Raw genomic sequence first — 12,828 nt, 5'->3', positions numbered from 1 at the left:
TCAGCTTCCGCTGGGCGGGCTCTTCCGCATTGTCGTGCGATGTCGGATCGACGCTCGAGTGACGTCGCGAACACCGGAGGTCGCCACACCGCGTCATCGGCTTGACCGCGCGGCATCCCGGGTGGTCAACTGGTGAGTCTGACCATCGACCGGGGGAATCATGCGCCGTAGAAGAGTGACCGCGAACACCGAGCTGCGCACCCCGGCCGACCCCCGGCCCTCGCAGCCCTCGAATGCGGTCGCCGCATACGCCAGGACCAACCCGTTCATGTTCGGGCTGCTGGGCGCCCTCGGCGTGCTGGTGGCGCTGGGTATCGGAAGCGTCGTCGGTCAGCTCGCGACCGTGCTCGTCTACATCGGCGTCGCGGTGTTCCTCGCGCTCGGCCTCGATCCGATCGTCACCTTCATCGAGAAGAAGCTCCCCCGCCCCGCCGCCGTCACGATCGTGGTGGCCGGGGTCATCCTCGCTTTCGCCGGTATCATCCTCGCCATCGTCCCGATCCTCGTCGAGCAGATCAGCAATCTGATCAAGGACGGCCCGCGGATGATCGAGGACTTCATGGCCAGCGCCTGGTTCAAGGACGTCAGCGGTCAGTTCGGCTCCACGATCGACGATGCCGTGCAGGGCGTCCTCAGCTTCGTGAAGGACCCGAACAACTTCCTCGACATCGGCGGCGGCGTGTTCGCGGTGGGTGCGGGCATCGCCGGCGGCTTCACCGGGATCACGATCGTCCTGATCCTGACGCTCTACTTCATGGCGTCGCTACGCAGCATGAAGCATGTCGCCGCCCGCTTCGTCCCGGCCTACCAGCGTGACACCTTCAGCAGCCTCCTCGAAGACGTCTCCGGCGCCGTCGGTCGCTACGTCATCGGTCAGGTGAGCCTCGCGCTCGTCAACGGAATCCTGAGTCTCATCTTCCTCAGCATCATCGGCGCCCCGGTGCCGGCCCTGCTCGCGCTCATCGCGTTCATCGGCTCGATGATCCCGTTGGTCGGAACGCTGACCGCGTCGATCATCAACTCGCTGATCTGCCTCTTCGTCTCACCGCTGACGGCGCTGATCGCGATCATCTACTACCTCATCTACATGCAGATCGAGGCCTACGTGCTCTCGCCGCGCATCATGAGCAAGGCCGTCGCCGTGCCCGGCGCCCTCGTGGTGATCGCCGCGGTCGCCGGTGCCGCGCTGGGCGGCATCCTGGGCGCACTCGTCGCGATCCCCGTCGCCGCGAGCATCATCATCATCATTCAGAAGGTGACCTTCCCCGCGCAGGATCGGAAGATCGTCCCGCCGCCCGTCACCCGCTGAGAGGACGGCGCCGGGACGGCGAGCTCGATGATCCTCAGCGGACCAGCAGCGCACCAGGCTCGACGCGCACGTCGAACGCGGTGACCTCGCCCATCTCCTCGCCATCGATCTCGAACACGAGCGGCGTCTTCAGCTCGACCGAGATGGTCTCGACGGGCAGATGACGAGCGGAATCGGTGCTGACAGCCTCATCCGTGGCGCCGAAGAGTCGGCGGATACCGTTGTCCCACACGAACGAGCGCAGCGTGTCGAGCCACTGCAGCGCGCCGTCGGCGCTGATCATGAGCACATCGAGCTTGCCGTCGTCGAGAACCGCGTCCGGGAGCAGACGGATGCCGCCCTGCACCATGCCGCAGTTGCCGATGAGCATGGTGTGCCCTCGCACGGCGACAGCCTTCTCGCCGTCGATCCCCAGGGTGATGTCGGTCATCTCGGTGCCGGCCAGTGCACGGCCCATCGCCTCGACGTAGGCCAGCCACCCGGCCTTGGACTTGAGGTCGTCGTCGGTCTCCACCAGCATCTGCGCATCGACGCCGAACCCGACCATCACGGCGAACGCGTGCTCGGTGCCGTCGTACGAGACCCAGCCCAGGTCGATGCGTCGATGCTCGGCGTCGCGAACACGCTCCAGCGCGGCCTTCACGTTGTTCAGCGGGACCTCGAGGTTGCGCGCGAGGAGGTTGCCCGTCCCCTGCGGCACGATCCCGAGAGCAGTCTCCGATCCCGCCAACGACTCGGCCACAGCCCGCACGGTGCCGTCTCCACCGACCGCGATCACGATGTCGCGGCCTTCCTCGCGGGCCTCGCGAGCCATGCCGCGGCCCGGGTCCTCCGGGGTGGTCTCCCACCAGCGGATGTCGTACTGATCATCGAACACACCGCTCACCGCGGTCTGCAGAACCTCCTGCTCGACCTTCGAAGGGTTCCAGACGATGCCGATTCGCGCGTGGGTCATATCGTCAGCTTGGGACACCTCGTCCGATACCGCAAACTGAGGCTGCTCGATCAGCCGTAGAAGAGCTGCTCGAACGTCTTGCGTGCACGCCGCGTCACACCGAGGTAGTCCTCTTCGAGCTCGGTCGCCGAGCGGTCGGGATACCCGAGCAGTCTCCCGATCGCGTCGAGCTGCCTGCGGTCCGCGGGCAGCACATCGCTGGTCTGACCGGTCAGCAGGGTGATCGCCGACCGGAGACGGCTGGAGAGCAGCCAGGCCTCACGAAGACGTGTGGCATCCTCCTCGGTCACGAAGTCCGCTGCCACCGCGGCCTCGAGCGCACCGAGGGTCGACGTCGTGCGCAGTCCGGGGACGGCGTGCGCGTGCTGCAGCTGCAACAGCTGGACGAGCCATTCCACGTCACTGAGCGAACCGGGCCCGAGCTTCAGGTGACGCCGGGGATCTGCGCCCTGCGGCAACCGCTCCCCCTCGACCCTCGCCTTGATGCGCTTGATCTCGCGTGTGCCCTGCAAGTCGACCGACTCCGGGTAGCGGATCGTGTCGGCCAGTGCCGTGAACCGCGCGATCAGCTTGGCGCTCCCCGCCACGCCGCGGGCCCGGAGCAGCGCCTGGGCCTCCCACGAGAGCGACCAGCGCCGGTAGTACTCCGTGTATGCCTCGATGGACCGCACGACGGGGCCGTTGCGCCCCTCGGGGCGCAGGTCGGCATCGAGGTCCAGCGGCAGGCGGTGGTCGGTGAGATGCTCGCGCAGCCCCGCCACGATCTGCGTCGCGAGTTTCTGCGCGCGCTGCGGATCGACGCCGTTCGCGTCGTAGACGTAGAGGATGTCGGCGTCGGAGCCGAAGCCCAGCTCGGCGCCGCCGAAGCGTCCCATCGCGATGACCGCGAAATCCAGCGCCTCGTCCTCCGGCGGAACGACATCACGGATCACCGCACGCAGGGCCGCCTGGATCGTGGCCTCGGTGATCTCGGTGAGCGCCGTGGCGACCTCCTCGATCGTGAGGACGTCGAGGACAGCCCCCATCGCCGTGCGCAGCAGCTCCCGCCTGCGTAGCGCCCTGACGGCGCGCAGGGCGTCGCCGATCGTCTCGTGGCGCGTCTGTATCGCGCGCGCCTCCTCGTCCAGCGCAGCGGCACCACGAGGCCGCAGGCGTCCCGTGCTGTCCAACCAGGCCACAGATTCCGGGATCCACTCCAGGAGCTCGCCGATGTAGCGCGAGGAGGACAGCAGCCGGGTGAGGCTCTCAGCCGCGCCGGAGGAGTCGCGCAGCATCCGCAGGAACCAGGGGGTGTCCCCGAGACGCTCGCTGATGCGGCGGAAGGCGAGCAGCGCATAATCCGGATCGCTGCCGTCTGCGAACCACCGCACCATGATGGGCATCAGGTGGCGCTGGATCGTCGCCTTGCGACTGAGGCCGCTCGTGAGGGCGCCGATGTGGCGCAGGGCTCCCGCCGGATCGCGGAACCCGATCGCCGCCAGGCGGTCGTGTGCCTGGGCGGCGGAGAGCGTGCGCTCCTCCTCCGGCAGGCCGGCGACGGCGCTCAGCAGCGGACGGTAGAACAGGCGGGTGTGGATCTCACGCACCTCGCGTCGCACGCTCTCCCAGCGCGCCCACACCCGCTCACCGCTCTCGGCGAGTCCGGTGCCCCTCGCCAGGGTCCGCAGGCCGGCGGGAGTGCGCGGCATCAGATGCGTGCGGCTGAGCTCGCGCAGCTGGAGGCGATGCTCCATGAGCCGGAGCAGCCGATAGTCGTCGGCGAACGCGGCGGCGTCGACCCGCCCGATGTAGCCGCCCTCGACGAGCGCGTCGAGGCTCTCGAGCGTGCCACGGGTGCGCAGCGACTCATCGGTGAGGCCGTGCACGAGCTGCAGCAGTTGCACGGTGAACTCGATGTCGCGCAGGCCGCCGGCGCCGAGCTTGAGCTGGTACGGGGCGTCCTCGGGATCGATGTGCTCCATCACGCGCTCGCGCATGCGCTGCACGCTCTCGACGAAGTCCTGTCGGGCGGCGCTGGACCAGATCTTCGGCTGCACCGCGGCGATGTACTCGGCGCCGAGCTCGGCGTCGCCGGCGAGCGGGCGTGCCTTGAGCAGGGCCTGGAACTCCCAGCTCTTCGCCCAGCGGTCGTAGTAGGCCAGATGCGACGCGAGCGAGCGGACCAGAGCACCCTGCTTGCCCTCGGGACGCAGCGCGGCATCCACCTCCCACAGCGGGGGCTCCACCTCGATCGCATCGAGGTTGCGCATCGTCTCGCGCGCGAGACGGGTCGCGATGTCGATGGCGCGTGCCTCCGTGACGACCTCTTCATCGTTGCTGCCGCCGACGAAGATCACGTCGACATCGCTGACGTAGTTCAGCTCCCGCGCTCCGGCCTTTCCCATGCCGATGACGGCGAGGCGCGTCGCCGCCACTTCGGCAGGGCCCATCGAGTCCCGCAACCGGGTCCTGGCGACCGCGAGCGATGCTTCGAGCGCGGCACCGGCGATGTCCGCCAGCGCCGCCGACACCGGTGCGATGATCGTCTCCGGTGCAGGATGCGACAGGTCGTAGGCGGCGATGGCTGCGAGATTGCGCCGATATGCGACTCTGATCGCGACGACGGCTTCGTCTCCGGACGACTGCGCGAAACCGTCGTGCGCACCCACCGAAGCCAGCAGACGCTCGCGCAGTTCGTCGGACGACGGCAGAGCAGTGAGGGGGCCTTCCAGGACGGTCAGCTGGTCCGGATGACGGAGGAAGAAGTCGGCGAGCCCTTCGGACGCACCGAACACCCGCCAGACCCGTCGACGCGTCTCCTCGTCGACGAGAAGTCTCCGCAGCGGCGCCTCGTCACGGCGCGCCACTCTGAGCAGCCCGCGCACGGCGGCATCGGGATCCGCCGCATCCGCCGCTTCGAGCAGCACGGTGCGCGGCTGGTCGAGGATGCTCGCCAGCTCCGACAGGGACGCTGCCGCCTCACTCAGCTCGGCGAAGCCGAGTCTGGCCAGCGCGGAGAGCGAGACGGAATCGTCCGGACGGGCCATGCGCGCCCCTCAGAGAAGCTCGAGGTTGTTCTTCAGCTCGAGCGGGGTGACCTGACCGCGGTAGGCCTCCCACTCCTTGCGCTTGTTGAGCAGCACGTAGTTGAACACCTGCTCCCCGAGCGTCTCGGCGACGAGTTCGGACGCCTCCATGTACTCGAGGGCGTGGTCGAGGCTCGCCGGCAGCGCCGAATAGCCCAGTGCCCGTCGCTCCGCGTCGCTGAGCGCCCAGACGTTGTCCTCGGCCTCCGGCGGCAGCTCGTATCCCTCTTCGATGCCCTTGAGCCCGGCCGCGAGCATGAGCGCGTACGCCAGGTAGGGGTTCGCGGCCGAATCCAACGCGCGGTACTCCACGCGCGACGACTGCCCCTTGTTGGGCTTGTACATCGGCACGCGCACGAGCGCGGAACGGTTGTTGTGGCCCCAGGTGATGAAGCTCGGCGCCTCGTCGCCGCCCCACAGGCGCTTGTAGGAGTTCACGAACTGGTTCGTGACGGCGGAGATCTCGTTCGCGTGCTTGAGCAGGCCCGCGATGAAGTGCCGCCCCGTCTTGGAGAGCTGGTACTTCGCGCCCTCCTCGTAGAACGCGTTCTGATCGCCCTCGAAGAGCGACATGTGCGTGTGCATGCCGCTGCCGGGCTGACCGCTGAGCGGCTTCGGCATGAACGTCGCGTAGACGCCCTGCTCGATCGCCACCTCCTTGATCACCGTGCGGAACGTCATGACGTTGTCGGCTGTGGTCAGCGCATCGGCGTAGCGCAGGTCGATCTCGTTCTGACCGGGGCCGCCCTCGTGATGGCTGAACTCGACGGAGATGCCGAGATCTTCCAGCATGCGCACGGAGCGACGGCGGAAGTCGTGCGCCGTGCCCCCGGGAACGTTGTCGAAGTAGCCGGCGGAGTCGACGGGCACGGGGCCGTCGGGTCCGAACGAGGACGACTTCAGGAGATAGAACTCGATCTCCGGGTGCGTGTAGAAGGTGAATCCGGCGTCTGCGGCCTTCGCGAGCGTGCGCTTGAGCACGTGACGTGGGTCGGCGACGGCCGGCTGGCCGTCGGGGGTCGTCAGGTCGCAGAACATGCGCGCGGTCGGGTCGATCTCACCGCGCCAGGGCAGCGTCTGGAACGTCGTCGGATCGGGCTGGGCGAGCAGATCGGATTCGTAGGTGCGTGTCAGCCCCTCGATCGCCGAACCGTCGAATCCGATGCCTTCCGCGAAAGCCCCCTCGACCTCGGCGGGCGCGATGGCCACCGACTTGAGAGTGCCGATCACGTCCGTGAACCACAACCGCACGAACTTGACGCCGCGCTCCTCGATGGTCCGGAGGACGAAGTCCCTCTGCTTGTCCATGGCTACTCTGCGCCCTGGCCCTTTGCGTCGCCCTTGGCGTCCCAGCCCTGCTCGACGGCCTCTTCCTCGGCCCAGGAACGCGCGCGCTCCTTGACGACCTCGGGAGCACGGCGGGCTTCGGCCTCCGTGTCGAACGGACCGATGCGGTCGATGGCGGGCGAGATCATGCCGAACTCGATCTCGCCAGTCGCGGAGTTGTACCAGTACTTGTGGTCGCCGTCAGACATGTCTGCCCCTTCTTCACGTGATGTCATCGATCCTACTGGCGCGCACCGTGGTCGCTAAGCTATCGCCCATGGCAAAAGCGATCGGCGTCGACATCGGCGGCACGGGAATCAAAGCAGGAATCGTCGACCTCGAGCACGGCGTCATGGCATCCGACCGGGTGCGGGTCCCCACTCCCGAGGGCGCATCGCCGCAGGACGTGCTCAACGCCGTGCAGACCGTTCTGAAGACGCTCGACGTGCACGAGTCGACGCTGCCGCTCGGAGTCGCCTTCCCGGCGATCGTCAAGCGCGGCAAGACGCTCTCGGCCGCGAACGTGTCCAAGGAGTGGATCGACTTCGACGCCGAACGATTCTTCCGCGACGGCCTCGGCCGCAACATCGTGTTCGTGAACGACGCCGACGCCGCGGGTGTCGCCGAAGCCCGCCACGGAGCGGCCAGGGATGTGCGCGGCTTCACGCTCCTCACGACCCTCGGCACCGGCATCGGATCCGCATTCCTCTACGACGGGGTGCTGCTGCCGAACACCGAGCTCGGTCACCTCAACTTCCGCGAGTTCGAGTCGGTCGAGACGTACGCCGCGACGTCGGCACGCGAGCGGGAGAACCTCAGCTGGGCGGAGTGGGCCGAGCGCCTGCAGGCGTTCTACTCGCACATCGAGTTCCTGTTCAGCCCCGACCTGTTCGTGGTCGGCGGTGGCGTCTCGAAGAACGCCGGAGACTTCCTTCCGCTTCTCGACCTCAAGACGCCGATCGTCCCGGCGATCCACCGCAACAACTCGGGCATCATCGGCGCCGCATCCCTCGCCGGCGACTGATCCACGCACGTCCCTGACACCGAAGACCCCGATGACTGCCGTAGTCATCGGGGTCTTCGCGTGTTCGCGAAGGTGCGGGCCGGAGCCTCCTCCCCCGCTCAGTCGATCGGAGGTTCCCGTCGAACGCGGGTCCTCATGGCCAGACCCACCCCGGCGGCGGCGAGCACGACGGCGGCGAGGAGCAACGCGGGGCCGCTTCCGAGCCGGTGCGCCGCGGCACCGACCACCGCGCCTCCCGCGAGGGATCCCCACAGCAGGAGAGGGCGGCGCCAGGCGGATCCGGAGCGCCCGGTGAGCAGCGCCGCGACCGCGAGACCCAGACTGACCAACGTGCCGGTCGCGTACGTGATGGCGACCCGCGCACGTCCGTCCGAGAGGTACAGGGTGTTCAGCGCCCCCATGGCGAAGGCCAGCATCCAGAACCGAGCAGGGCTCGTCGGTACCACCGCAGCGAGGACGGCGCTCAGAGCGACGGCGGACGCGGATGCCGCCACCGCCCAGGCGCGCCGTCTCCCGTTCCCGCCGATCATCGCGCCGGCGGCGACGCCCAGGACGAAAGCCACCACCAGCGTCAAGGGCAGAAGCGACGACGCCAATCCCTGCTCGAGGATGTCCACACCGGCCTGGGTCGAATTGCCGCTCATGAAGGAGACGAAGAAGCCGCCGGTGTCGATGAACCCGATCGCGTCCACATACCCCGCGACGCCGCTGAGCACCAATGACAAGGCCAGACCCCGTCGTGTGACATCTCTCATGGCGTAGGCCTCATGGACGTGCCTTTCTGGGTGGCTACTCCGAGCCTAGGCGGTGCGGTCCGCCGCGCCCCGGCACGCCCTCCCTGAGAACAGCGCTCTGGGCGCGCTGCCGGGAGTCGGGCGGAAGGAGACCTGATCAGATCTTCTTTATGCGAATGGGCCGACCTGTACGCCGGGTTCTGTTCCGGGGTTCTTCGCCCCTTCGACGGCCATCTCTCTCGGCGACACGTTGCCGTGGCACTCTAGCGGTCTACCCGAGGACTCGGCGAGCCGCGTCAACATCCTCTGTCTGACCTTGCTCCGGACGAGGTTTACCTGGCGGGCCATGTCACCATGGCCCCCGGTGGTCTCTTACACCACCCTTTCACCCTTACCCCTCGCGGGGCGGTCTACTCTCTGTGGCACTTTCTCGCGGATTGCTCCGGGTGGGCGTTACCCACCGTCCTGCCCTGAGGAGCCCGGACGTTCCTCGGTGCGGTTGCCCGCAACGCGGCCGTCCAGTCGACCCATTCGCGTCTCCAGTCTACGTTCTCGGAGACCCGCGGCCTGCGGCTACTTCTGCGCAGACTCCGCGATGCGCAGATCGAGAGGCACGTCGATCGGGAACGAGCCGAACAGTCGCGTCGTCGCCGTGGCCGCCGCCTCGCGCACGGCCTCGGCCGCCGCCTCCGCATGTTCGAGCGGAACGTGCAGGATCACCTCGTCGTGCAGGAAGAACGCCAGGTGCGGGGAGCGTGCGAAAGGACCGGAGGCCGCAGCCTCGGCGAAGACCTCGGGGATCTGCTGCAGGCGGTGACGGATCTCGGCCAGCCAGATCAGCGACCACTCCGCAGCCGTGCCCTGAACGACGAAGTTCCGTGTGAACCGCCCCCAGTCGCGCGCCCTGCGCCGAGCGAGGGCCACCACCGCGGGATCGGCATCCGCATCGGTCGCCTCGGACTGCAGCCGCATCCACTCCACGGATGGGCGGGGTGATGATCGACCGAGCCAGGTCGACACGATGCCGCCGTCCTCCCCCGTTCGTGCCGCGGCGTCGACGAGTCCCATGGCGCGCGGGTACACCTTGCGCAGCCGCGGGACCAGTCGGCCGCTGTCGCCCGTCGTGGCACCGTACATCGCACCGAGGACCGCATACTTCGCCTCCTCGCGAGTGGCGACCGCCCCGGAAGCGACGACGCCCGCATAGAGGTCGCTCCCCCTGGCCGCACGAGCCATCGCCTCGTCGGCTGCCATCGCGGCGAGCATCCGCGGCTCGAGCTGCGCGACATCGGCCACGACCAGCGTCCACCCGGGGTCGGCACGCACCGCAGGGCGCAGGCTCCGCGGAAGCTGGAGCGCTCCCCCACCGGCGGAGGCCCATCGCCCGGTGACGACGCCTCCGGGGATGTACACGGGGCGGAACCGGCCGTCATGCACCCATTCCGCCAGCCACGCCCACCCGTTGGCGCTGAGCAGCCGGGAGAGCTTCTTGTACGCCAGCAGCGGTTCGACGACCGGGTGGTCGTGCTCGGCGAGCTCCCACCGGCTCGTTGACTCGACCTGCACCCCGACGCGGTGCAGCGCCCTGAGCAGCTTCTGCTGACTGTCCAGGTGCAGTGAGGCATCGCCGAGTAGCTCGCGCACACGATCTCCGAGTTCGAGCATGCGACTCGGCACGCCGCCGGCGACCGGGCGGGTGCCCAGGGTGTCGGTGAGGATCGCGTCGTGCACGCCCTCGTCCCACGGCAATCCTGCGGCCCGCATCTCTTCCGCGATGAGACCGCCCGCCGACTCCGCTGCGCACAGGAGCGTGAGACGTCCATCCGGCGCCGCGGCGATCACGCGGCGCTGCGCCCGATACTGATCCAGAGTCGCGGCGATCGCATCCTCACCGCCCACCTCATCGAACACATCGAAGAGGGACGGTGCCGCCACGGTCAGTTCCCGCCGTTCCCACTCCGGAGAGGCCGGGAGTGGCGTCGGCACCGAGGAGGTGTCGCGCAGGATCGCATGACACAGCACCAGGTCGTGACTGCGAGTGATCCGCACTCCGGCTCCGAGGAGGAGCGCGTAGGTTTCGGCGGCGGTCCGCATGATCCATCGCGGGGCGTCTGATGCCTCGGCGGTGCGGACCCAGTCCGGAAGGTCATCGGTACGCAGCGACGTGCGATCCTGCTCCTCGTCGTTCCCGTCGAGCTCGACGGCGACGTACTCGTGAGCGCCGACGGAGATGAGCGCGATGCGTCGTTCGACGCCCGACGCCGGCGCTGTCATCGCCGGCGAGCGGAGGCACCGCTCATGCGAGCCCTGACTCCTCGGTACGCACGAGGATGCACCCGCACTCGGGGCAGGAGACCACGAGGTCGTCCGCCGCGCGGCGGATGTCGTTCAGATCGGTGCTCGGAAGCAGGATGCGGCAGCCTTCGCAGGTGCCACGGGTGAGCAGCGCGGCACCCGCACTGTTCACGGCGCGACGGGCGTACTCCGCCAAGAGCTCGGGCGACACTCCCTCGGCGACGGCCGCACGATCGCGGGAGAGCTGCGCACCCAGGTCTGTGGCGGCAGCGACATCGGCCTTCGCCTGTGCGGTGAGCGTCGAGCCCTCGGCTGTCGTCGCGTCCAGAAGCGCCTGCTGCGCGGCGAGGGCGGCTTCTGCCTCTTCCAGTCGACCCATGACGTCGAGTTCGGCGTCTTCGAGGTCGCTCTGACGCCGGGCAAGGCTCGCGAGTTCGTGCTCGAGCGCCTGCGCGTCCTTCGAGTTCGTCGACGCTGCGAGGCGCTCCGCATCGCGATTCCGACGCGCCTCGACGACGGCGACGTCGGACTCCAGACGCTTCAGCTCGGTGCGCACGTCGTCACGGGTGCCGGCGAGAGCGGTCAGCTCGCGCAGCTGCTCCTGACGGATGGCGACGAGCTCGGTGATCCGCCCCGCCTGGCTCGGCTTCGTTCGGGCACGCTCGGCCTGCGCGATGCGCCGGTCGAGGTCGGCGATGTCGAGCAGGGTGCGCTGGTTCTCGGGGCTGGCGTTCACGCTTCCAAATCTAGTCGCTGTCGCGACATCCGCCCATCAACGCACGTCGCCGTCGACGTAGTACCAGTGCCGGTCCTCGCGCACGAAGCGGCTGCGCTCATGGAGCGAGCCCCTCGCAGCGCCCTGCCGCCAGAACGCCTCGAACTCCACCACGCCCTCGCGGTCGAAGGGGCCTCCGGCCGCGCGATCGATCACCAGCAGCCGTCGCCACTCGAGGTCCGGCTCGAAATCGATCGTCTCCGGCCTCGTGGTCGAGTGCCAGGTGCGCAGGAGGTGCCCGGCGTCCTGGAGGCCGAACGCGGTGTAACGCGAGCGCATCAGGCGCTCCGCCGTCGGCGCGGGCGCACCGTCGAGCAACGGCCCGCAGCAGCAGCCGAACACGTCCCCGGACGCACACGGGCAGCGATCCTGGTCCTCGATCACGGTGTCATCCGACGCCATCTCCGCCTCCGTCGTCATCCCCTCAGCGTACGCTCGGGGAAAAGGCCAAGAAGGAGCACCGTGACCACTCAGCCCGTCGTCCCCTCGTTCACCGCCCACAACGGGTTCGCCCTTCCGGCCATCGGCCTCGGCACCTACGGACTCCTCGGAGATGCCGGGGCAGACGCAGTCGCCGGAGGCATCGGCGCGGGTTACCGTCTCATCGACACGGCGTTCAACTACGAGAACGAGGGTTCGGTCGGCCGTGGCGTCGCGGCCGCCGATGTGCCGCGCTCCGAGGTCATCGTCACCACGAAGCTCCCCGGTCGCCATCACCCGTCGGCGAAGGCACGCACCAGTATCGAGGAGAGCCGTTCGCGCCTCGGACTCGATGTGACGGATCTGCACCTGATCCACTGGCCGAATCCCCTCCAGGACGAGTACGTCCAGGCGTGGGCCGCGCTCGTGGACGCCCAGTCCCGCGGCGTGGTCCGACAGATCGGCGTCTCCAACTTCCTTCCGGAGCACCTGGAGCGCCTCGAGCACGAGACCGGGGTGCGACCCGTCGTCAATCAGATCGAGGTGCATCCGTACTTCCCGCAGGAGGAGCAGCTCGCGTTTCACCGGGAACACGGCATCCTCACCGAAGCGTGGAGCCCGTTGGGGCGGGCGAGGGAGCTCTTCGACGAGGCCGTGATCCACGAGATCGCTGCGGCCCGCGAGATCACGACCGCCCAGACCGTGCTCGCCTGGCACGTCGCCCGCGGTACGGTGTCGATCCCGAAGGCGTCGTCGCTCGCGCACCAGGTGGCGAACCTCGCGGCGGCGCAGATCGTTCTCGACGATGCCGAGGTGGCGGCGATCACCGCGCTCGGACGTCCGGACGGACGCCTGTTCGACGCCGACCCGAGGACTCACGAGGAGTCCTGATGCAGACCCGCCTCAGAGACCCTGCGTCACCCGC

At 68.6% G+C, this 12,828-nt stretch carries 11 protein-coding genes and 1 other RNA gene; 3 read left to right on the top strand and 9 right to left on the bottom strand.

The annotated features are described in order from the left end of the window. The first annotated feature begins 175 nt into the window (after positions 1–175). Positions 176–1,309, top strand: coding sequence for an AI-2E family transporter (locus ACP699_RS01860; RefSeq protein ID WP_235562500.1), 1,134 nt, complete (start codon positions 176–178; stop codon positions 1,307–1,309). A 34-nt stretch (positions 1,310–1,343) separates the two neighbouring features. Here ACP699_RS01860 and ACP699_RS01855 read toward each other — a convergent pair whose 3' ends face one another. The 4 genes from ACP699_RS01855 to ACP699_RS01840 are packed head-to-tail and all read right to left on the bottom strand — an operon-like array spanning position 1,344 to position 6,864. Continuing rightward, entirely contained in the window at positions 1,344–2,264 is a 921-nt protein-coding gene (locus ACP699_RS01855; protein ID WP_426168702.1) for a diacylglycerol/lipid kinase family protein, read from the bottom strand. A gap of 50 nt (positions 2,265–2,314) precedes the next feature. Further along, positions 2,315–5,290 (bottom strand): bifunctional [glutamine synthetase] adenylyltransferase/[glutamine synthetase]-adenylyl-L-tyrosine phosphorylase, encoded by a 2,976-nt coding sequence (locus tag ACP699_RS01850; RefSeq protein WP_426168699.1) that lies wholly within the window; start codon positions 5,288–5,290, stop codon positions 2,315–2,317. A 9-nt stretch (positions 5,291–5,299) separates the two neighbouring features. Further along, complete coding sequence (gene glnA, locus ACP699_RS01845; protein WP_017830463.1) at positions 5,300–6,637, bottom strand: type I glutamate--ammonia ligase; 1,338 nt, start codon at positions 6,635–6,637, stop codon at positions 5,300–5,302. A 2-nt stretch (positions 6,638–6,639) separates the two neighbouring features. Next, positions 6,640–6,864, bottom strand: coding sequence for a hypothetical protein (locus ACP699_RS01840; protein ID WP_017830462.1), 225 nt, complete (start codon positions 6,862–6,864; stop codon positions 6,640–6,642). Positions 6,865–6,932: 68 nt separating this feature from the next. On the opposite strand from ACP699_RS01840, the gene ppgK reads away from it, so the two are divergent. Then, a complete protein-coding gene (ppgK, locus tag ACP699_RS01835; RefSeq protein WP_055867859.1) occupies positions 6,933–7,679 on the top strand; it encodes a polyphosphate--glucose phosphotransferase in 747 nt (248 codons plus the stop codon). Between the two features lie 98 nt (positions 7,680–7,777). Here the strand turns inward: ppgK and ACP699_RS01830 are convergent, their stop codons facing one another. From ACP699_RS01830 to ACP699_RS01810, 5 genes are all read right to left on the bottom strand, one after another. Further along, positions 7,778–8,434, bottom strand: a complete 657-nt coding sequence (locus ACP699_RS01830; protein WP_055872437.1) for a YoaK family protein — start codon at positions 8,432–8,434, stop codon at positions 7,778–7,780. A 152-nt stretch (positions 8,435–8,586) separates the two neighbouring features. Next, an RNA gene (gene rnpB / locus ACP699_RS01825) (RNase P RNA component class A) lies at positions 8,587–8,943 on the bottom strand. Positions 8,944–8,986: 43 nt separating this feature from the next. Continuing rightward, positions 8,987–10,687 carry a bifunctional 3'-5' exonuclease/DNA polymerase gene (locus ACP699_RS01820; protein WP_426168692.1) on the bottom strand — a complete coding sequence of 567 codons (1,701 nt, stop codon included), beginning with the start codon at positions 10,685–10,687 and terminating at the stop codon, positions 8,987–8,989. Positions 10,688–10,709: 22 nt separating this feature from the next. Further along, positions 10,710–11,444: a zinc ribbon domain-containing protein gene (locus ACP699_RS01815; protein ID WP_151486423.1), complete on the bottom strand. Its 735-nt coding sequence runs from the start codon at positions 11,442–11,444 to the stop codon at positions 10,710–10,712. A gap of 36 nt (positions 11,445–11,480) precedes the next feature. After that, on the bottom strand, positions 11,481–11,903 hold the full coding sequence (locus ACP699_RS01810; protein WP_426168688.1) for a YchJ family protein: 423 nt from the start codon (positions 11,901–11,903) through the stop codon (positions 11,481–11,483). 42 nt (positions 11,904–11,945) lie between these two features. Here ACP699_RS01810 and ACP699_RS01805 point away from each other — a divergent pair, with 42 nt between their 5' ends. Then, positions 11,946–12,794 (top strand): aldo/keto reductase, encoded by an 849-nt coding sequence (locus ACP699_RS01805; protein WP_426168685.1) that lies wholly within the window; start codon positions 11,946–11,948, stop codon positions 12,792–12,794. Positions 12,795–12,828: the final 34 nt, after the last annotated feature.

The sequence above is a fragment of the Microbacterium sp. DWRC1-3 genome, assembly GCF_049896645.1.
Classification (GTDB): domain Bacteria; phylum Actinomycetota; class Actinomycetes; order Actinomycetales; family Microbacteriaceae; genus Microbacterium; species Microbacterium maritypicum.
The sequence above is the reverse complement of the archived record's forward strand: the minus strand, read 5'-3'. Positions and strand labels throughout refer to the sequence as shown.